General features: G+C 40.8%; 15 protein-coding genes and 1 riboswitch. Of the genes, 4 read left to right on the top strand and 11 right to left on the bottom strand.

The window, feature by feature from the left end; translation table 11 throughout:
* The 4 genes from BXY_RS05830 to mutA form a co-directional block, all read right to left on the bottom strand.
* The coding region (locus tag BXY_RS05830) for a FecR family protein (RefSeq protein WP_208946773.1) at positions 1-936 on the bottom strand (936 nt) is incomplete at its 3' end.
* Positions 937-999: 63 nt separating this feature from the next.
* Positions 1000-1551, bottom strand: coding sequence for an RNA polymerase sigma-70 factor (locus tag BXY_RS05825; protein ID WP_008641117.1), 552 nt, complete (start codon positions 1549-1551; stop codon positions 1000-1002).
* 147 nt (positions 1552-1698) lie between these two features.
* Positions 1699-3846 carry a methylmalonyl-CoA mutase gene (scpA, locus tag BXY_RS05820; RefSeq protein WP_008641116.1) on the bottom strand — a complete coding sequence of 716 codons (2148 nt, stop codon included), beginning with the start codon at positions 3844-3846 and terminating at the stop codon, positions 1699-1701.
* Position 3847: 1 nt separating this feature from the next.
* Complete coding sequence (gene mutA / locus BXY_RS05815) at positions 3848-5749, bottom strand: methylmalonyl-CoA mutase small subunit (RefSeq protein WP_015531418.1); 1902 nt, start codon at positions 5747-5749, stop codon at positions 3848-3850.
* A gap of 269 nt (positions 5750-6018) precedes the next feature.
* Here mutA and BXY_RS05810 point away from each other — a divergent pair, with 269 nt between their 5' ends.
* Positions 6019-7683 (top strand): putative transporter, encoded by a 1665-nt coding sequence (locus BXY_RS05810; RefSeq protein WP_015531417.1) that lies wholly within the window; start codon positions 6019-6021, stop codon positions 7681-7683.
* A gap of 94 nt (positions 7684-7777) precedes the next feature.
* On the opposite strand, the gene BXY_RS05805 is transcribed toward BXY_RS05810, so the two are convergent.
* The 6 genes from BXY_RS05805 to BXY_RS05780 form a co-directional block, all read right to left on the bottom strand.
* Positions 7778-8410, bottom strand: a complete 633-nt coding sequence (locus tag BXY_RS05805) for a cytidylate kinase-like family protein (RefSeq protein ID WP_015531416.1) — start codon at positions 8408-8410, stop codon at positions 7778-7780.
* Positions 8411-8462: 52 nt separating this feature from the next.
* Positions 8463-11219 carry an outer membrane beta-barrel protein gene (locus BXY_RS05800; protein ID WP_134993205.1) on the bottom strand — a complete coding sequence of 919 codons (2757 nt, stop codon included), beginning with the start codon at positions 11217-11219 and terminating at the stop codon, positions 8463-8465.
* A 252-nt stretch (positions 11220-11471) separates the two neighbouring features.
* Positions 11472-12773 (bottom strand): DUF5074 domain-containing protein, encoded by a 1302-nt coding sequence (locus tag BXY_RS05795; RefSeq protein ID WP_004313554.1) that lies wholly within the window; start codon positions 12771-12773, stop codon positions 11472-11474.
* A 30-nt stretch (positions 12774-12803) separates the two neighbouring features.
* Positions 12804-14120, bottom strand: coding sequence for a PKD-like domain-containing protein (locus tag BXY_RS05790; RefSeq protein ID WP_008641102.1), 1317 nt, complete (start codon positions 14118-14120; stop codon positions 12804-12806).
* 20 nt (positions 14121-14140) lie between these two features.
* Entirely contained in the window at positions 14141-15301 is a 1161-nt protein-coding gene (locus tag BXY_RS05785; RefSeq protein WP_004313552.1) for a DUF5074 domain-containing protein, read from the bottom strand.
* Entirely contained in the window at positions 15298-17304 is a 2007-nt protein-coding gene (locus BXY_RS05780; RefSeq protein WP_009038774.1) for a TonB-dependent receptor, read from the bottom strand. The genes BXY_RS05785 and BXY_RS05780 overlap by 4 nt, the downstream gene beginning before the upstream one ends.
* A 211-nt stretch (positions 17305-17515) precedes the next feature.
* Positions 17516-17726, bottom strand: a riboswitch (cobalamin riboswitch).
* A gap of 125 nt (positions 17727-17851) precedes the next feature.
* Here BXY_RS05780 and BXY_RS05775 point away from each other — a divergent pair.
* The 3 genes from BXY_RS05775 to BXY_RS05765 are packed head-to-tail and all read left to right on the top strand — an operon-like array spanning position 17852 to position 20750.
* Entirely contained in the window at positions 17852-18985 is a 1134-nt protein-coding gene (locus BXY_RS05775; RefSeq protein ID WP_008641097.1) for an ABC transporter substrate-binding protein, read from the top strand.
* Positions 18982-19998, top strand: coding sequence for a FecCD family ABC transporter permease (locus tag BXY_RS05770; protein WP_008641096.1), 1017 nt, complete (start codon positions 18982-18984; stop codon positions 19996-19998). Before BXY_RS05775 ends, BXY_RS05770 begins: the two co-directional genes overlap by 4 nt.
* The gene (locus BXY_RS05765) at positions 19995-20750 is read left to right on the top strand and encodes an ABC transporter ATP-binding protein (RefSeq protein ID WP_008641095.1); all 756 of its coding nucleotides are present in this window, start codon (positions 19995-19997) and stop codon (positions 20748-20750) included. Before BXY_RS05770 ends, BXY_RS05765 begins: the two co-directional genes overlap by 4 nt.
* Positions 20751-20853: 103 nt before the next feature.
* Here BXY_RS05765 and BXY_RS05760 read toward each other — a convergent pair.
* A partial coding sequence (locus BXY_RS05760) for an MFS transporter (protein WP_208946772.1) occupies positions 20854-22000 on the bottom strand: 1147 nt, incomplete at its 5' end.

The raw sequence follows: 22000 nt of genomic DNA, 5'->3' as shown, positions 1-22000 counted from the left end.
ATTCCCTGCTACACGAGCAACAATATCCATTATTTCTTCTATGGAAGCATTTTGCCCGAAAGTAAGATTGAAACGGTCTTCTTTCATACTACGGAAACTATAAACAAATGTGTAAGGGTATTTACGTTCAAGGCGGGTGAATATTTCCTCCAGCGTCATACTACGAAGGACAAGTTCACCATGCTGCCAAGCTGTGACATCCTGCATATCAGGACGAAGTACGTTTCCGGAGCGACTACGCTTATTGTAAGCCAACTGCTCGTTCGGCTTCAATATTTCCTGTTTTTTCTGTCCGTTATACTCTACCAGCACCTTTCCTGAAATCAATGTTGCTGTCACTTCTTCTTCATCCGGATAAGCTGTCACGTTGAACTCTGTTCCTAACGCAGTCACCTGAAAATCAGAAGACTTTACTATAAAAGGATGTTCTTCATCACGCTTCACTTTAAAAGCGGCTTCTCCCACTAAATATACGGAACGTGTATCACCCGTAAATTCTTTGGGGTAAAGTAAAGTGCTTTGAGAATTAATTAATACCTGTGTGCCGTCCGGCAAAGTAAGATTCCGCATTTCGGCAGTAGGAATATATGCTTGCAACAGATCCGGTGCCTGACGGTTCTGCAACGCCAAATAAATCGAAACAGAAGATATGGCTATCAATAAAGCTGCTGCTATCCGCCAGACTATCAAACGCGCATGTAGAAAATGAATCCGCCGTCTCACCCCGATCCCCGTAAGTTCGTGCATCCGTTCCAAAGAATCACGATAACCGGGAGTTGTAGCAGCTTCGGTTGCCTCCCAAAGTTTATTGAGTTCACAGTCTTTCTCGTCAGCACGCTCCTCACTAATCAACCATGTGCGAAAATCCTGATCGACTTCTTCCGGATAGTCATGCTTAATATAACGGTCGATTACGTCGCGAATATAATTCTTCATAAAGTGGTATTTATTATTGTATTTAGAAACACTTACATAAATATCACTATTCAGGAAAAGAAACTACGGGAAGATCCGGAAGAGAATAACAAACATTAACACTTTGCGAAGTTCGGTCAATGTTTTATAGATATGATCTTCTACCGTACGTAATGGGATTTGCAATTTATCTGCTATTTCTTTATGAGAAAGTCCTTCAAAACGGCTCATCTCAAAAACTTGTCTGCGACGATCAGGCAACTGACTGAGTGTCATTTTGATAAGCATCAATACTTCTTTATAGTATAGATTTTCTAACAGGGAGGAATCTTCGTCACAAAGTTCACCCAACAACTGGGCTTTCAAAACTTTGTCTTCATATTCCTGCTCTACCTTCTGATGCTTGAACAAGTTGAAAATTTCATTCCGGGTCACAGTATAGAGATAACCAGTCATGGTTTCCTGTTCTTGCCAAAGTTCAGGACGTGTCCATAACTTAAGAAATATATTCTGAGCAATATCTTCCGCATCTTCCTCCGATTTAGTCAACAACCTTGCAAAGTTCTTGACCCTCGGGAAGTTAGCGGCATAAAACTGCTCAAAACAGACATCTATATTGTCTCTGTTTCCATTCATTCATTAAGTCTTTTTACAATGAAAGCCGGACAAATATAGACAAAATAAAGAGAAGACAAAGAATATAAACAAAAAAACATCCCACCTTTTAAACCAAAACAAGTCTAAAAGGTGGGAATATTATAAGATTCTAAAGAATTTCAGAAGTTATTCTTCATCCATCAGAATTTCCAAAATCTGACAAGCAGCCTTCGCCACCGGAGTACCCGGACCAAAGATAGCAGCTACACCTGCCTTATACAGGAAGTCATAATCCTGTGCAGGAATAACACCACCGGCAATCACCACAATGTCTTCACGTCCCAGTTTCTTCAGTTCTTCAATAATCTGCGGAACCAATGTCTTATGACCGGCAGCCAGTGAAGAAACACCTACTACATGAACATCGTTTTCTACCGCTTCACGAGCAGCTTCTGCCGGAGTCTGGAACAACGGTCCCATATCCACGTCGAAACCACAGTCCGCATAACCCGTTGCTACTACCTTGGCACCACGGTCATGACCGTCCTGTCCCATCTTTGCAACCATGATACGAGGTTGACGTCCCTCTTTTTTCGCAAACTTCTCTGCCAGTTCACAAGCACGCTTGAAGTCGCTATCGTTTTTACTTTCTGATGAATACACGCCTGATATAGTTCTAATTATTGCTTTATAACGTCCTACAACCTGTTCGCACGCATAAGAAATTTCGCCTAAAGTAGCACGAACACGAGCTGCTTCAACTGCCAGTTCAAGCAAGTTACCCTTGCCGGTCTTCACACATTCAGTGATAGCTGCTAATGCCTTGTCCACTTCAGCCTGATTACGTCCTTCTTTCAAACGTTTCAGGTTTTCAATCTGTTCAAGACGAACTGCCGTATTATCAATTTCAAGGATATCAATCGGAGCTTCTTTTTCCAAACGATACTTGTTCACACCCACAATGGTCTGCTGACCGCTGTCGATACGAGCCTGTGTACGTGCAGCCGCTTCCTCGATACGCATTTTAGGAATACCTGTTTCGATAGCTTTCGCCATACCACCCAGTTTTTCAATTTCCTGAATATGTTCCCAAGCCTTGTGTGCCAGTTCGTTCGTCAGAGATTCTACATAGTAAGAGCCGCCCCATGGGTCAACGTTCTTGCAGATGTAAGTTTCTTCCTGAATATAAATCTGTGTGTTACGTGCGATACGTGCAGAGAAATCTGTCGGAAGAGCAATAGCCTCATCCAATGCATTGGTATGCAAAGATTGGGTATGTCCCAAAGCTGCAGCCATAGCCTCAATACAGGTACGTCCTACGTTGTTGAACGGATCTTGCTCCGTCAATGACCATCCGGAAGTCTGTGAGTGAGTACGCAAGGCCAGTGATTTCGGGTTCTTCGGATTAAACTGTTTCACAATCTTCGCCCACAGCATACGTGCGGCACGCATCTTGGCAATTTCCATGAAGTGATTGGTTCCGATTGCCCAGAAGAAAGAAAGACGCGGAGCAAATGCATCAATATCAATACCTGCTGCTGTTCCGGCACGGAGATATTCCAAACCGTCAGCCAATGTATAAGCCAACTCAATATCTGCGGTAGCACCTGCTTCCTGCATGTGATAACCGGAGATAGAAATAGAGTTGAACTTCGGCATCTTCTGTGAAGTGTATTCGAAGATATCAGAAATAATCTTCATAGAGAATGCAGGCGGATAAATATAGGTATTACGCACCATGAATTCTTTCAAAATATCGTTCTGGATAGTACCTGCCATTTCTTCGAGTTTAGCACCTTGTTCCAAACCGGCATTGATATAGAATGCCATAATCGGAAGCACAGCACCATTCATCGTCATGGATACAGACATCTTATTCAAAGGAATACCATCGAACAAAACTTTCATGTTTTCCAATGAACAGATAGATACACCTGCTTTACCTACGTCACCCACTACACGTTCGTGATCGGGATCATAACCGCGGTGAGTAGCCAAGTCAAATGCTACTGACAAACCTTTCTGACCGGAAGCCAGATTACGGCGATAGAAAGCATTGGACTCTTCGGCAGTAGAGAATCCGGCATACTGACGGATGGTCCAGGGACGCAGGGTGTACATTACTGAATACGGACCACGCAAATACGGAGGAAGTCCGGCAGCATAGCCGAGGTGTTCCATTCCTTCGAGGTCTTCTTTTGTATAAACAGGCTTCACTTCAATGTGTTCCGGTGTTTTCCAGTCGGCGGAGATACCGTTAGCCTTTTGCCATTCAGCACCGTTAGCAGGCTGAAATGCGGCATATATATCAATGTTTTTAAAATCTTTTCTCATCTTACTTCAATAGTTTAGCGTTAAACTCTTTCAAGGTATCCAATACGTTGACACGAACATGGATGAAGTTTTCGATGCCTGCGGCTTTCAAGTCATCCATACAAGCCGGAGCACCGGCTACGATAAACATAGCGCGACCATTCAAGGCCTTGAAAGCAGGAACTGCATATTCAGCATATTCATCATCGCTGGAACAGATGACAACAATATCAGCTTTCGCAGCCATCGCTGCCTCTACTCCTGCCTCTACTGTTTCAAATCCTAGATTATCGACTACTTCATAACCGGCACAAGCCAGGAAGTTACAAGAATATTGCGCACGTGCCTGACGCATCGCCAGATTACCAATTGTCAACATGAACGCCTTCGGACGTTTGCCCGATGCTTCCGTTTCAAGACGTAACGCTTCAAACTCACTAGCTGCACGGTCGAATACCAATGTATCCACATCTTTCTCACAAGTATGAGAGTCACCTCCACAGCAGCATTTTCCTTCCACAGGTTTCTTGTCACCGGCTTTTTCGTTGAAATTCGGGAATTGGTTAGTACCCAACAGAATTTCACGACGCTGTGCCACTGCTTTATGACGAGCTTTATTGCTTTCGTTTACTGCTGCCTGAACTGTACCAGCCTTTAATGCGGCATAGAAACCACCTGCTTCTTCGGTAGCAAGGAAAAGTTCCCACGCTTGTTTAGCAATAGATACAGTCAGGTTCTCAATATAATAAGAACCGGCAGCCGGATCAATTACTTTATCGAAATGAGATTCTTCTTTCAGCAATAGTTGTTGATTGCGAGCCAGACGTTCTGATAATTCATCCGGAGTCTCATAAGTCTTATCAAACGGAACGACTGTCATTGAATCTACCCCACCCAAAGCGGCACTCATTGCTTCAGTCTGTGTACGAAGCAAATTCACGTGTGCGTCAAACAAAGTAAGATTAAAAGTAGAAGTTTCGGCATGAACCGCCATTTTTGCTGCACAACGACATTCGCCGTTAGCTCCCTTATTATCGCAATCACGCAGACATTCAGGTTTATAAGAAGCTACGATATTTGCCCACAACAGACGTGCGGCACGGAACTTCGCAATTTCAAGGAAGTAATTGGAACTGATACCGAAGTTGAATTTTATCTTTTTAGCTACTACGGCAGCAGGAATACCGGCATCAGTCAACTGATTCATGTATTCATTACCCCAAGCCAATGCATAACCCAACTCTTGAGAGATATAAGCTCCGGCATTGTTTAATGAGATTGCATTTACATTCAATACACGATAAAAAGGAAGCGGCTGGATAGCTTCGATCAACGCTTTCGCTGTCTGCACCATATCCCCTTTTTCCTTACCGCGAGTCAGCATCTTATTGAAGAAATCATAATTGATAGAGCCTTTCAGCTTCTTCACATCATAGTCTTTCTTCTGGAAATAAGCCACCAGCAAATTGGCCAACTCCACAACATGCCCCTGGCAAGTTGAGAAATTTAATTCAACGCACTCTGCCTGAATATCATTCAACAGCGTCTCGATATATTCCGCATTGAGTTCTTTTGCTTTTACATGGAAAGATAGTGAATCAACACCCTTATTTAAGATGTCCAGTGCTTTTGCATTGGCCTCTTTGGGGCATTCTACCCTGATTTCCTGGCGAACCAACCACTCATTGTTGTCTTTTTTAGTTCCTCTCAGATAAGGGAACTCTCCGGGAAGCGCATCAGTAGTTTTTAAACCCTCCAGATCTTCCATCCGGTAGAAAGGTTTCACTTTAAACCCTTCGTTTGTTTTCCAAACGAGCTTCTTCTCAAAATCAGCACCTTTCAAGTCGGCTGTAACCTTCTCCATCCATTGTTCGGTGGAGACAGGAGAAAAGTCTGAGAAGAGTTTTTCTTTTTTGTCTGCCATAGTTTATCTAAAATTAAAACAAGATTAATATTGTCTTTATTTTTATCTATCTCTTTCTAATTGTCTGTTGTTCGACATGCAAATATAACCAATAAGTTAAAACAAAACTTCTTTTTATAGAAAATTCGCACACCTCTCACTCTCGCATAGAATCTGCATAGAAATTCTTCATTCTTTATTTTTTTAGTTCTCCATTTATTTGATTTGCTCCAATGTTATGAGTAATTTTGCACCCGTTTTTAGAAAAACATTATAAAAACTGCTATATTATGGATTGGTTACAAAGTTTATTGTGGGACTCCAGCTCCGTAGCTCACATCGTGCTTCTCTACGCATTTGTAGTGGCAGCCGGAGTGTATTTGGGCAAGATAAAGATATTCGGAGTATCTTTGGGCGTCACATTTGTTTTGTTTGCCGGCATCCTAATGGGACATTTCGGCTTCACAGCCGATACACACATCCTACATTTCATCCGTGAATTCGGATTGATCTTGTTCGTATTCTGTATCGGTCTTCAGGTGGGGCCATCTTTCTTCTCTTCTTTCAAAAAAGGAGGAATGACATTGAACCTGTTGGCTGTAGGCATCGTAGTGTTAAATATTGCCGTTGCACTGGGGCTTTACTACCTCTGGAACGGCCGGGTAGAACTGCCGATGATGGTAGGTATCCTCTATGGAGCTGTCACAAACACTCCGGGACTTGGTGCCGCCAATGAAGCATTGAACCAGCTTAATTACACTGGTCCACAAATCGCACTGGGATATGCGTGTGCTTATCCGCTGGGCGTGGTAGGTATTATCGGTTCAATCATTGCTATCCGTTACATCTTCCGTGTCAATATGGCTAAAGAGGAAGAAAGTCTGAAAATCCAAAGTGGAGATGCACATCACAAACCTCACATGATGAGTCTGGAAGTACGCAATGAATCAATCAGCGGAAAAACTTTGATTGAAATCAAGGAATTTTTAGGCCGCCAGTTCGTTTGTTCCCGTATTCGTCATGCAGGTCATGTAAGTATCCCCAACCATGAAACCATATTCAATATGGGGGATCAATTATTCATTGTCTGTTCAGAAGAAGATGCTCCTGCAATTACCGTATTTATCGGTAAAGAAGTGGAACTCGACTGGGAGAAACAAGACCTTCCCATGGTTTCCCGCCGTATTCTGGTGACTAAACCGGAAATCAACGGAAAGACTTTAGGATCTATGCATTTTCGTAGTATGTACGGAGTGAACGTTACCCGCATCAACCGTTCCGGTATGGACTTGTTTGCCGATCCAAATCTGGTACTTCAGGTAGGTGACCGTGTAATGGTGGTAGGTCAGCAAGATGCAGTTGAACGTGTGGCAGGTGTTTTGGGTAATCAGTTAAAACGTCTGGACACACCGAACATTGTGACTATTTTCGTTGGTATCTTCTTAGGAATTCTCCTGGGTAGCCTTCCTATAGCATTCCCCGGTATGCCGACTCCTTTGAAATTAGGTTTGGCAGGCGGACCGCTGGTAGTAGCTATCCTTATCGGACGTTTCGGTCATAAGCTCCATTTAGTGACTTATACAACCATGAGCGCTAACCTGATGCTTCGCGAAATCGGTATCGTGCTCTTCCTTGCTAGTGTCGGTATAGATGCCGGAGCCAACTTTGTGCAAACGGTAGTTGAAGGTGACGGATTACTATACGTAGGTTGTGGTTTCCTTATCACCGTTATCCCGTTGCTTATAATCGGTGCTATCGCAAGATTATATTATAAGGTAAACTACTTCACCCTGATGGGATTGATAGCCGGTAGTAATACCGACCCGCCCGCATTGGCTTATGCCAATCAAACAACATCCGGAGATGCTCCGGCAGTAGGGTATTCTACAGTTTACCCATTATCCATGTTCCTCCGTATTCTGACGGGGCAGATGATATTATTAACGATGATGTAAATCATGTTTTATTTATAAATAATAAAGCCGGTCATATCCTTCAATGGAATATACCGGCTTTATTTCTTTTTCTTATAGACTTCTTCTACGCCTATTATATAAGCTGTAGTTTCTTCACTACAAATTCTTCTATAAACCGAACTGTCTCTTCAACTCCCAAAGAAGAAGAATCGACACACAAGTGATAAGTAGCAGCTGCTCCCCACGTTTTATAACTATAATAATTATAATACTCCGAACGTCTCTTATCCGCTTTTTCTATCATTTCTTCTGCAGCTTCCGCATCAATATGATGCATGGCGCATAATCGCGCAATACGATCTTCCTTAGAGGCCGAAATAAAAACATTCGCACAACGGGGATGTTCACGCAGAATATAGTCCGCACAGCGTCCGACAAAGACGCAAGATTTTTCTGCCGCCAGATGACGAATCACATCACTTTGCACTTTAAACAGGGCATCATTACTCAAACAGTTATTACATGGCATAGCTCCTTCACTGATAAAAGGGAAACGCATGCCGAACAATCCGCCAATAATACCTTGCGAAGCTTTCTCATCCGCTTTTTCAAAAAATTCTTTGCACAACCCGCTTTCTTCAGAAGCCAGATTAATCAATTCTTTATCGTAGAAGTCAATCCCCAAACGGGCTGCCAACTTCTCTCCTATTTTTTTTCCGCCGCTACCTAGTTGCCGACCGATGTTGATAACATAATTACCGCTCATAGTACATTTTGTTTTATGGTTCTGTAGCAAACATACGACTTTTTTCTAAAAATCACATCATCAAACGAAAGTTATATTTGAAAGTAACGATGAAATACCCTTTTATTTCCTGCGTACGATACTCATAAAAGCCGTCGGAAGTTGCCATACGGTTATAACTTTTCCTCTTTCCTAAAATGTCTACCCAATAAGCAGACAGTTCTGCTTCTTTCTTTTTCAAGAATCTCCAGGTAGCACTCGCATTCCATAACATCTCATCATCTTCTCCTTTACGGATATTCGTACCATTACGGAAAGTATAAGCCCCATCCGTCCGTAATTGTATGCCCAAAGGAAGATCAACATATCCTTCCAAACGGAAATTATAATAACGGGTATATGTATTGTTATCATTCACAGAGTTGAGCGAATACTGATAATTCCAGGAAGTAGAGAAGTCAAGACCTCCCCAGGCAGGCTGATAAGAAACATTCGCTTCACAATTCAAGCCGGTGTCACGCGTTGTACTTTTCACCGGCTCAAGACTTCTATCTTCATTAATCATGCTGACACTATTACTATGATTACCGTTCATATCCAACCGTAAAGAGAAATGTCCTAAACGTTTCCACCAGTTAGCACTTCCATACACATTCCAGTTACCGTTTATATTGACAGGATATGTCTCACGTCCGCCAGTCTGTGCATCATATATCATTACCTGTGTAACGCTATTCTGTTCCAACTGTCCTCCAAGATTCGCAGATATGCCTTTTTTAGAATGTTGAAAGCTTATACGCATACTATGAGCAAACATTTGCTTCAAATCCGGATTCCCTCGAGTAATATATAATGGATTGCTATTATCTGTAAGTGGCATTAAGTCCGATAAAGAAGGTTGCCGGGTTCTACCGTCATAATTAAAAGTAATTCGTGCCTCTTTCTTTTTCCAGGCCAGCCATATCATAGGCTGAAAGTCGATAGTATGCACAGTGGTATCCGCATACAATTTCCCCATTTTCCGTTCAATGGTTCGCCTTTGCGGAGTAATCCCTAATGATGCATTCACCATCCATGTATCATCAGAGTAATTGAAGCCTACATTCAGATCATGTCCATTAGTACGACTATGACTTCGATTACTCAAACTATCTACATACCCCGTTTCATAGTCAGGAGGCAACTCACCAAAAACATCCGACTTCGCCAAAGAAGACAATTCATAAGTGTCGCGGTTATCGCGTTCATAATGAGTGTTCCAGTTATACGCTGCACGAATATGCATTTTCTTACCGATAGGTTGGGTGAAGTTAATCCCTACCCGCCACGAATTATTTTTCTGGGGTGACTTCAAATACTGGTTACGATAAAGCAATGAATCGTTGCCTTGCTTATCTTTGAGACGGAAATAAGTAGTTTTTGAAAGCGAAAAACTTTCATTATCCCCCCAAGAATCCGAACTTTGAATGTTCAATCCTAAAGTTGTACCTTTTTCATTCAGCCGCCTCATAATCCCCATCATCCAATTATAACGGTTCGATTGCCCTTCCGAACGCGACCGGTTTTCACTACGATTTACTTTGATATCTTGGGAAATCGATTCAAAATCATCGAACAAGCTTTCATGATTGACGTTAGGAGGAGCGTCAAAAGAAGCATTCTGGCTATTACTTTCATTCCGGTTAGGAGAAAAGCTGAAACCACCGTTAAAATGTATGCGTGTACGTTTATCCACTTCCCAACTACCCATGATATTAGAATTGAACGACCGACTTTTAGAGTTACCCTCATTAGTGGACGCAGAATATTGGTTACCAGCAGTTAAATATTGCTCCTGATACATGGAAGAAATATTTCCGTTCCGATTGAGATTATAGTTCATGCTTCCGGTCAAAGAAAACTTCTTTCCGAATTTATGAGTCATATTCATTCCCACCGAATTATTAATATTATCCTTGTAAGTGCTATTCTGATATCGGTTGGTGGAACGTCCTATGAAAGAAAGATTTTCCCCGTCTTTGCTAAAATAATTCACCTGCCCTTCTAAATCCTTCTTTTGATTGTTTCCATATCCCACAGTGGCATTCGTCAGCCAGGTTTTATTCAATTCATCCTTAGTCTGCAAGTCAAGTACATATTTCTTTTCTCCTGAACTAATTCCGGTAAATTCTTCTTCTTTTGATTTTTTATCGTACACTTTCAACTTACTAATCAAATCTGCCGGCAAATTTTCGAGTGCCGTCTTTTTATCTCCGGAGAAAAAAGCTTCGCCATTCACATTGATTTCACTGATAGGTTGCCCATTATATGTCAGCGATTGATCTTTCTTATTATACACCAATCCCGGAACACGCTTCACTAAATCCTCCAAATAAGCTCCATCAGGAGTTTTATAAGCAGCAGCATTGATAACGGTAGTATCTCCTTCCATTACTACTTCTTGCAATTTCCCGGTCACTACCACTTCCCCAATCTGAATATCATCATCCTTCAATGTAAGTGTACCAACATTCACTAATGCCGAATCCCCCAATACATGATATACGGATTGCATTCCCATAAAAGAGACTTTCAACAGATACTGTTTTTTCTTCTGCGGCTGGTAACTAAGAGTAAAACGACCATTTTTATCGCTTGTTATTCCTTTTATGAAAGTAGAGTCATTCTTTTGCAAAACAATAACACTAGCCGAAGGTAAAGGCTGTCGTTTATTACTCCCAGACTCCAACGTCTGCACTCTGCCTTTGACAGTTCTTGTTTGTTGAGCATATAATACAGTATGTATGCAAAGTAACAGCAAAAGTAGTCCACATAGTCTACAAGTTTTCATGTCAATAGCAGTATAAGTCTATATTCTAAATTGAGTCAAAATTGTGGAGGTAAAATTAAGGAGTTTTCTCGAAAATATACTACTTTATTTATTTTATTAAAACTAATTACATTCCAATCACATAAGGTCACAGTATAATCCCCAAAAAGACTTTCCCATCAATCAAAAAACAGACTCTTTTTAAAAGGACATTTTTTGATTGAATGAGAAAGTCCTCATCAATAAAAATGATAGATTATAGAGTTAAATCTATCACTTAAAATTCTCCGTAAAGAAAACTCCTGCCGGAAAACTATTCTTATTTTTAATGTCAGCCTGTAAAGCTGGTGTTTTAGTAAAATCAAATATGGCAATATCATTTATTTTGTACTCTGAAAATCCCTTTAAAGTCGCAAAATAAACCTCTCCACTTACCGGATCAACACCTAAGCTATTGTAATATGTTCCGGCATCTTCTACATAATCTTTGATATTAGCAACTTTTTCCGTCTTATTTTGAGAGAAAATATGTCGATACAGATTAAAGCCTGCATTACTGAAATAAACAATATCATCTTTCGCAGAAAAAGCAGGAGCAACACCCCAACCGGCGCCAATACTAACATCTAAAGCATGAGACTCAACCGTATAATCAAGAGGATTAACTTTATTAATACTTGCCGGATTTGTACATGATACCCATAAGTTTTCATCATATGCCTTCGCGATACCAGACAAGGCACTTTCAAAAGGAATAGTATGTATAACTGTTCCATTCTGAATAACAAAAAGCTTCTTACTACCCATCACAAAAACTTTTTCTCCAACCACAGCCATACGATTTTTCAAGGCTCCGCCAGTACCCTCGACAAAAGTCAAAGCATCTGTAGAAGTATTTAGCATATAGACACCTTTATTATCACGAATATAAAGAGCCTCTTTTATTACCGCTAAATTAGTAGGCCAAGACAAAGTAGCATTATCATAAATTCTTTCTTTCTCTAAATTATCCGCATTAGCAATAGTCAGTAATCCCTCGCCACCATTCTTTGCTCCATTTTGAGAAAGTACATAAATTTTACTATCACTAATGAACAAATCCTGGCAGACATTACCGAGTAAAGTTTGATTTACCCGATAGTATGCACTATCCATCGCTGTTCCTTTTGAATCCACAAAGGTCAAAGTTCCGGTTTCATTACTCATATTTCCTTCATTCAAAATAAAAGTTCCTTTTCCAAACCGACCTTCTACCTTGGCAGTTATATTCGTTTGAAGAGTTTCTCCATTGCCATCCGACACAGTCAACCCTATAACATACTCTCCAGTCTTAGGTTGTGAAAACTTATATGTTGAAGCGGTTGAGACTTCTTTCCCATCTACTGTCCATAAATACTCCATCGTTCCGGACAGATTTTCAGCCCGGGCATCCAGATACAAGGTATCTAATTGCACTATCACATTACTTCCCGACTTATTTCCGATTAATACAGACGAATTCAAATTATCTTCATCATCACACGCTGTAAAAACAAATCCCAAGGCAACAGTTGCCAATACTAAAAACTTTCTCATTCTTACTTTTATTTTCAATTATTTCTTAGCTTATTTGCGAGCATCAATATCAACTCCTAAAACATGTAAATCCTCAACCCCTGATATTTCAGTAGAACATTCACCCAGCCAACCGTTTTCCTGATTGACACCAGTATATATCTTTATGAAATCGACTCCTGGCAGGTGTACTTTTTGACCTTTCGAATTTACTGCCCAATCTATATCAATAGCAGATTCATCCTTACTATTCAATTCATTATCAGCATAACCATATCGGAATTTATACAAAACAAAATAACTTCCTTGTCCACTCTCATCAACAGCATTTTGAGGCAAACAAGTTCCCTTAAATGTTACTTTATCTTCCTTTATCCATTCCGGGTAATAGCATTGATTATGAAATGTATTCTTCACTTTATATCCAGATTTTCCCTGGTTATCTTCCCAGCGAATATACATTTCTCTTTCTTCCGCAGTTGTCGGTTCTTTTTCCGGCCGATAGTAAGTAATTTCATAATTTCGATAAGTCTTCACATCATTCCCGGCAGCAACAGCTTTATCATACCATAATTCTAATGTAGCATCTTCATGAGCACTACCAGCAATTTCATACCATTCATCATCATCCGGTCTCCCATTCTGATTTTTATCATAAGCCACCATGATAACTCCCGGTTCACAACTTCCTCCTTCTGGCGCGCCAGAGTCTGGATTAGCCGCAGAATAAAAAGCATTGCCAAGTACCCGAAAATCACGTTTCCCAGTAACATTGGTTATCGTATGGTCAAAACCGACTACAACATATCCTCCGAATCCCCCTAACGAAATCATCCCTTTTTTATTATTGCCAATGGCTGCCAATACTTTTTCATTCATAGCCTCCTGTGTATCACCTTCTTTATATACCGGCAATGTATTAGTAAATTGTCCGACAGCCGGAACAAAATCAAAAACTTTAGTAACATAAGCTGTCGCTCCTTCAGGAGCAGGTTCTATGTTTTCAAAAGTTACAGTAACCGTAAAGGGATAATCAAAACGACTCTCTCCCTGTGACACACGTAATGTCAATTCGTATTCTCCCACCTCTTCAAACATATACTCCAAGCTTTTCGTCTGAGCAATTTCAGTACCATCCAACAACCACACATAAGAGATTCCTTCGTCTGATTCACTTTCAACCTGCACTTTTAGTAGTTGATCTATCACAACCGCAAAACCACCCTCCGGTTGTGATACACGAATATCCTCCTTCTTTAGTTGATAAGCCGCCGGAGTATCTTCTTCATCACTACACCCTGTAAATGCAGTTCCCCAAAATAAAGAAACTGCAATGACTAATGTTAGTCTTAAAATCTTTTTGTCCATTTTTATTAAATATCAGTTAGTTATTGAAATGTTTTTGTTGTAAAAGCAAAATGAGCCGGTATATCGCCTGCCCTGACTTTCCATCTTTTCTTTCCTTCAGGACTAAAACAATAGAGATAACCAGGCACAACATAACTTTTTGCATCTGTTACAAATATTTCTTTCGTCTCCGGGTTCACAGTCACCCCATACGGAATTGCTATTTCCGCCTCTGTTCCATCGGTTATAAAATTGCGAGAGACCATTTTATTTTGTTTCACGTCATAGAGAGCATAAGTAATTGTATTACTTTCTGTAACGTAACTCCATTCTACACTAGTCATGTAAATAGAGTCCCCACTTAAACACATTTCACTCGCGGCAATACCCAAGCTTCCTGTCACACAATCCGTTTGAGTATCTATAACAAAGACATTTGATCCGGTTCCATAATAATCCCCTCGCGAGCTAACATATATACGTCCATAACGATCCAACTTCATATGGTGAAGATTAATAGCTACATCAATTGTTTTAATAACCTGAAAAGTCTTCAAATCAATAACCGATACAGTCCGGTCATAATCAGGGAAACGATATCCGCCAGAATTGGCAACATAAAGTTTTCCATCCTTTATCACCATCTCTTCCGGTTGATAACCGACTACCACTTCACGGGTGATAGCTAAATTTGTCGTATCCACTTCAACCACTTTTCCCGGACGCGCATTGGGATCTATCCCAACAGGCCCCGCGTACGAACTGACATACGCCTTTCCATTACTAAAAGTGATATAACGGCAATTAACCACATCTATTTGCCCCAAATGTTGTGCAGTTTCCACATCCATCACCTCTATAAAATTGGAACAATTGATTACAGCATACAACTTGTCTCCATAAATCTGCAAATCATTTCCAACATCTCCCAGCTCCTTCACTACAGATGGATTCCGTTCAGCATAAATATTACGATGATACTTACCGGTAGTACTGTCATAAAAATCAAGTGTACACTTATTACTACCCATATTTCCTTCATTGAGAAGATACATTCCTTTAATATGAACACCCCCTAAAGGATCCTTACCGACTTCTATCTCATCAGACGGTAAAACCGGAAGCTCCCCCCGACAAGCCAGCAAACAGCAACTTGCTAATATTCCAAACAAGATGCGTGAAAAAATATTATTCACAATCATATAGTTAAGTTTAAAATGAATTTAAAGTTAGTTCCTGGCATCGGATAAGCCCTCACCACTTCATATTGTTGATTTAAAATATTATTGACTTCCAAAGCCAACTTGAAATCCTTCTTTTTCCAATTGAATTTCTTTGCCAGAGACACGTCACTTGTATACCAGGGAAGATAATAATTATGCGGAGTATTGGCCGAAATACCATAGCGCTCACCTATATATATAAAACTATAGTTTAGTTCCCATGATTTATATTCAGCATTTAGTATAGCCGAGCCACTATGCCAAGGTATATACGATATTTGTCCTCCATATGTATCCTCATCCAACTTATCAGTAAAATCCTGTGCTTTCTGATAAGTATATGATAAGCGGCTGTCAAAGGTCCAATTATCACCTAATTTCCAGCCTCCTTGTAAAACAACATCCACTCCTTTTATTTCAACAAGCCCCAAATTAATCATTGTCCAACGAAAGAAATTATTGGTAGGAGTAGCTATTATTTTATTTTCCACTTCATTATAATATGCATCCAACTGAACATTCAAGGCTTGCAACCATGTTCCGGTAAATAACTTCTGATAAGTGAATCCAATATTATACTGATTTGTATATTCTGGTTTTAATTTGATATTTCCTATGAATGTATAATACAAATCATTTAAAGTCGGCATACGAAATATCCGCTTATAAAAGGCACGCAAATTAAAATCAATATTCTTGAAAGGTTTATAGGAAGCGATGGCAGTAGGAGTAAATTCCATTTTATTCCCAGCTGAAGTAGTATCCGAAGCAACGTTCTCATGCACGAAAGTTCCCAAGACACTAGCCTGAAACTTAAAACGATCAAAATGCAAAGAGGTAGCCGCTGCCACCAACGTCGTATTTCGCCGTGGATAAGGGAAATCAGTCAGATTGGCATTCAACTTATTCCACTGGTAGTCCACTGAAAGATTTATATCCCAAAAAGGAAGAACAGTGACTCTATTAGCCATTGACAAGTAAACCTCCTGTTGACGATATGTATTATTTACATACATAGTAGCCTCCTCTTTTCTGGGATCTGCCAAATAGTGTAAATAATCATATGCATATTTGGTATTCAACAACAGACTATATGCTTCACCAAAATCTTTCTTGAAAGAAGACTGAAGAAAGAAATTGGTATCCCATTGGCGATCTTCATGTGAAAAACGATTCCGCACAACAGCACCGGGATACCCACGTTCTGAATTATAAAAATAAGCTTTTGTGCGCCAGTAACCGCCTTTTATTTTACCATATAAACCACCTTCCGTGCGTAAAGCATTCACATCGCCATTACGGCGGACTGCCGTAGTATCGTATCCCCCAGCTACTGCATAAGTAAATTTATACTTTCCGGTGGTATACATATATTCAGTACTAAGTGACGCACTTACATTCTCACTTAGTTTCTGTTCCCAAAGTAGAGATGGATTGACAACGCCAAAGGAACCTGTTTTAAAAGCAGCTTTTACATGATAAGCCTTATTCGCCTGAAAAACAGGCGTTCTCGACTGAAGATAAATAGAACCGGCAGAACCGAAATCTTTCGCCGGCTGGAAAATAGCACTTTTCTGCCCATTATATAAAGTAACGGCCTCCATATTATCCAAAGAAAAGCGTCCCAAATCAATCACTCCATTCTGTGCATTCCCCAATTCAATGCCATCATAGAACACTCCGACATGATTCGTCCCCATACTTCGGATATTTACGGTCTTCAATCCTCCTATTCCACCGTAATCCTTTATTTGTACTCCCGAAAAATAGCGTATGGCATCTGCAACCGAATGTACGGCTAATTTTTCTAACTTATCACCAGATAAAGACTGCACCGGAATCACTTCCTTATTAATTTTAGCAGTAATTACTACTTCATGAAGATGGTGTAAGCTATCCAGTTTACTTTGTGCTGATAGTAATAAAAACATGCTCAAAAAGCATCCTATCCAAAATACTCTAAAATGAATCTGCCTGAACATAATCCTCCTGTTTATTAATTTAAATAATAAACTTTCATAGGGTTACAGCAAGGATGCAATTTTCTACATACTCAAACCAATATACGTACTTCTCCCCCGTATAATGGAACATTCAAAAAGGCATATTTCTCCTTTCTGAAACTTCACATCAGCAATTAAAGATGTATTTTGAATTAAAAACTGCACTCTTCAAACTCTAATCCCGGAAAGTTTCAAGAATTCAATTTTGGCAGGTCTTCTGACTTACTCCATTTTCCTAACGCCCTTCCCATCTCTCCAAAGCGAGACAGTGGATTTGAGTATTGTAGGAAAACTTCTGGCGGAGCTTACAGCAGCGGGTCTGTTCAGGATTTACACCTGATTCCCTTTTCACCATTCTTCCGTAGCATCGGACGAATGACACCAAAATTTCTGCGGCAAAGATACATCAAATAGAAACAAATCAGAAGAAAATTCTAATGAAAATAAAAACAAACTAATAATTAGTCCTATCTTTGCCACTCGAGAGCATCCACTAATCTTTTTTCTAATTAAAATCTGTATAAAAGTGAAATCTCCAATCTCAACTATCGCGTTACTATGCCTCTTCTTTTTGGCAAGCTGTATATCACGTAATAAAACATCTCTGGAGAGATTCAATCAGGATATATATACTCCCGAATACGCTTCCGGATTTAAAATCCTGGGGGCAGACAATGCGGCCAGTACCCTCATTCAAGTTTCCAATCCATGGCAAGGAGCACAGGACGTAAAAATGTCCTATTTCATTTCGCGCAACGGAGAGCAAGCTCCTGCAGGTTTTAATGGTCCTGTCATTCCTGCCGGAGCTAGAAATATCGTATGTATGTCTTCTTCCTACATCGCCATGCTCGATGCATTGGGAGAACTCAAACGTATTGTCGGAGTATCCGGCATCAATTACGTGTCTAATCCTTACATTCTAGCTCACAAAGATTCAATCAAAGATATGGGAGCGGAAATGAATTATGAGTTGTTGCTGGGATTAAAGCCGGACGTCGTACTATTATATGGCATTGGTGATGCTCAAACAGCTGTTACAGATAAATTGAAAGAATTAGCTATACCTTATATATATATGGGAGAATATCTGGAAGAATCTCCACTAGGAAAAGCCGAGTGGATGGTTGTTCTTTCCGAATTGATTGACAACCGGAAGAAAGGGATTGAGGTGTTCCGGGAAATCCCGAAACGCTACCATGCCTTAAAAGCTCTCACCGACTCCATCAGCCAACACCCTACCGTTATGTTCAACACTCCGTGGAACGACAGTTGGGTAATGCCTTCCACCCAAAGTTACATGGCACAATTAATCGCAGACGCTGGAGCAGACTACATTTACAAAGAGAACAATTCCAACAGTTCAACTCCTATCGGCTTGGAAACAGCCTACGGACTGATACAAAAGGCAGATTATTGGATCAATGTAGGTTCGGTCACCACATTAGATGAATTAAAAGCTGTCAATCCTAAATTTGCAGATGCTAAAGCCGTCCGGGAAAAGACAGTCTACAACAATAACCTGCGACTGACATCGACAGGAGGCAATGATTATTGGGAATCGGCAGTTGTTCGTCCTGACGTGGTGTTGCGTGATCTGATTCATATTTTCCATCCGGAACTCGTTTCCGATTCACCTTATTATTACAGACACCTGGAATGAAACAATCCCGCAGACGTACCGCTCTATTATTCATCGCATTAGGAATAGTTGCCATTTTATTACTATTAATAGATATGGCAACGGGAGATACTTTCATCCCTATATCAAAGATATGGACAGTACTCACCGGGGGGGAATGTGACGAAACCACCCGCAATATAATTCTCTCCATCCGCTTTATCCGCGTCATAGTGGCTGCATTGATAGGTATAGCGCTTTCGGTTAGCGGTCTGCAAATGCAGACAGTCTTCCAGAATCCTCTGGCAGATCCTTACCTGTTGGGAGTGAGCTCCGGGGCGGGTCTTGGAGTGGCATTGTTTATACTAGGCGCCCCGCTTCTCGGTTGGACAGATTTTCCCTTTCTGCAATCAGTCGGTATTGTAGGTTCGGGGTGGATAGGGACTTCCGCCATACTGCTGGGAGTAGCCATCATTAGTCGAAAAGTAAAAAATATATTAGGTGTACTGATTATGGGAGTCATGATAGGTTACGTGGCGGGAGCTATCATCCAGATATTACAATACCTAAGTTCTGCAGAACAACTGAAAATGTTCACACTCTGGTCTTTGGGCTCACTTAGCCACATCACGACAGGTCAATTAACGATTATGATACCAGTAATATGCATAGGATTACTACTATCCATCGCCTGCATCAAATCACTGAATCTGTTGTTGCTTGGTGAAAATTATGCACGCACCATGGGAATGAATATCAAGCGCTCAAGAACGCTTATTTTTATATCTACAGCGTTACTGACAGGAACGGTCACAGCCTTTTGCGGTCCGGTAGGATTCATCGGGCTGGCTATCCCACATATCACACGGATCCTGTTTGACAACGCCGATCACCGGATATTGATGCCGGGTACGATGCTGACAGGGTTGATCGGGATGTTGATTTGTGACATCATAGCCAAGAAGTTTCTATTACCGGTGAATTGCATCACTGCGCTATTGGGTGTTCCGGTTATTTTATGGGTAATAGGTAAAAACTTGCGTATATTCAAATGATTCAACTAAAAGATCTGACATTAGGATACGAACAACGTATATTGCTGGAGAAAGTTTCCACCCATATCACGGGCGGGCAGCTTGTCGCACTGCTCGGACGGAATGGTACAGGAAAAAGCACGCTTCTCCGCGCCATCATGGGGTTGGAAACACCTAAAAACGGAGAAATTATCCTGCATGGGAAAAACATCGCTTCACTGAAACCGGAGAAATTAGCCCGGAAGATTAGTTTTGTAACCACCGACAAAGTACGCATTTCCAACCTGCGTTGTAAAGATGTAGTCGCATTGGGACGCGCTCCTTATACCAACTGGATCGGACAGTTACAGGCAGAAGATGAGAAAAGAGTGGTTACTGCCATGCATCTGGTAGGAATGTCCGATTATGCAGAAAAGACAATGGATAAGATGTCCGACGGAGAGTGCCAACGAATCATGATAGCACGCGCACTTGCACAAGACACACCTATCATTCTTCTTGATGAACCTACTGCTTTTCTGGATTTGCCTAATCGCTACGAACTCTGTCTGCTACTGAAAAAACTCGCACAAACGGAAGGAAAATGTATCCTGTTTTCCACACACGACCTGGACATTGCCCTGTCTCTCTGCGACACGATCATGCTGATTGACAACCCACAATTGTATAGTCTCCCCACAAATGAGATGATAACGAGCGGACATATAGAAAGACTATTCCGGAACGAGTCTGTGACATTTGATGCACAAGCTATGAAGATAATCATCAAATAAAAACAAAAGTTTACTTCAGACGGAGAAAGCAACTTCTCCGTCTAAGAACCTCCATGTCATTGAGCAGGATTCGGGCAAAGATAGCTTCCTCCTCTCAATAAAACTATGCTTTGGCTGTTTTCACTCCAAAAGCACAATAAGTCAAATAAAACACACAAGCTAAAGTGACAAAAACGCCTCCGATAACACCTACTGTTCCAATCGCAAACCCAATAACTGGAGTAACTACTCCGCCACCGGCAACAGCAGTAATCATCAACCCTGAAATTTGGTTTGCTTTTTCCGGTCTTGCCTGCAAAGCCATCGAATAAATGATAGAAAATACGGATGACGCAAAGAAACCGACAGCACCGATACAAATCAGATTTACCATATCGTTTTTCACAAAGGCCAGAATAAGCAAAGAGAAAATACAGGCAACAATATTCACACGGAAATATTTTATTTCAGCGATACGGGCCAACAAGAAAGCACCCAATAAAGCACCTACCGTACGACTTAAAAAATAAACTTGTGGAGCAAACTTCACTTGTTCTGTCGTCCAGTCAAAACGTTCTGCCATCAGTTTAGAACTGATAAAGTTGGTGGCAACATCTACCCCCACAATAAAGAAGATACCCAAAAACAACAACAGAATCGTTTTATCCTTCAACAAAGAAAAAGTATCACTGATAGAAAGTTGCTGGGTTGCAGCACTGGAATCTTCTCGCTTAACAGGGGTAGCCATCAACCAAACAGCGGATAATAATGTGATAAAACCTAATATCGGGAAGCAATAATACCATTTGTCGTCTCCAAAGTGAGCTACAGCCAACAATACAATCTCCGGTCCAACGAGAGAAGATACAGCTTTGATTACCTGCCCTGCCGTCAAGCTACTAGTCAATAAACGTTGGCTAGTTACCACATTACTTAACAACGGATTCAGTGAAACTTGCAGAATAGCGTTACCAATTCCCAAGAGAGCATAAGCTATCATACAAGTCGCGCTATTATAAACGATCAATGGTAATAACATACCCACTACCGTTATTCCCATACTAAGAAGAACTGTATTTTTACGTCCCCATTTGTTCATCTGATTTCCAATAGGAATACCTAAAAACAGGAACCAGATAAATACTAATGAAGGAACAAATCCCGTCATCACAGGAGACCAGTTGAAAGTACGTTGAACATAATCGGACGAAATGCCGACTATATCACAGAAGCCCATTACAAAGAACCCGAAGAGAACGGGAAGGGCGGCA

The sequence above is a fragment of the Bacteroides xylanisolvens XB1A genome (assembly GCF_000210075.1).
Lineage (GTDB): Bacteria > Bacteroidota > Bacteroidia > Bacteroidales > Bacteroidaceae > Bacteroides > Bacteroides xylanisolvens.
This window is presented reverse-complemented; position numbering and strand designations above follow the sequence as displayed.

Bases quoted from the DNA above. Each gene is read 5' to 3' on its own strand.
- scpA (WP_008641116.1), bottom strand. From the start codon at position 3,846: ATGAGAAAAGATTTTAAAAACATTGATATATATGCCGCATTTCAGCCT.
- BXY_RS05785 (WP_004313552.1), bottom strand. From the start codon at position 15,301: ATGATTGTGAATAATATTTTTTCACGCATCTTGTTTGGAATATTAGCA.
- mutA (WP_015531418.1), bottom strand. From the start codon at position 5,749: ATGGCAGACAAAAAAGAAAAACTCTTCTCAGACTTTTCTCCTGTCTCC.
- BXY_RS05825 (WP_008641117.1), bottom strand. From the start codon at position 1,551: ATGAATGGAAACAGAGACAATATAGATGTCTGTTTTGAGCAGTTTTAT.
- BXY_RS05780 (WP_009038774.1), bottom strand. From the start codon at position 17,304: ATGTTCAGGCAGATTCATTTTAGAGTATTTTGGATAGGATGCTTTTTG.
- BXY_RS05800 (WP_134993205.1), bottom strand. From the start codon at position 11,219: ATGAAAACTTGTAGACTATGTGGACTACTTTTGCTGTTACTTTGCATA.
- BXY_RS05790 (WP_008641102.1), bottom strand. From the start codon at position 14,120: ATGGACAAAAAGATTTTAAGACTAACATTAGTCATTGCAGTTTCTTTA.
- BXY_RS05810 (WP_015531417.1), top strand. From the start codon at position 6,019: ATGGATTGGTTACAAAGTTTATTGTGGGACTCCAGCTCCGTAGCTCAC.
- BXY_RS05765 (WP_008641095.1), top strand. From the start codon at position 19,995: ATGATTCAACTAAAAGATCTGACATTAGGATACGAACAACGTATATTG.
- BXY_RS05770 (WP_008641096.1), top strand. From the start codon at position 18,982: ATGAAACAATCCCGCAGACGTACCGCTCTATTATTCATCGCATTAGGA.
- BXY_RS05795 (WP_004313554.1), bottom strand. From the start codon at position 12,773: ATGAGAAAGTTTTTAGTATTGGCAACTGTTGCCTTGGGATTTGTTTTT.
- BXY_RS05805 (WP_015531416.1), bottom strand. From the start codon at position 8,410: ATGAGCGGTAATTATGTTATCAACATCGGTCGGCAACTAGGTAGCGGC.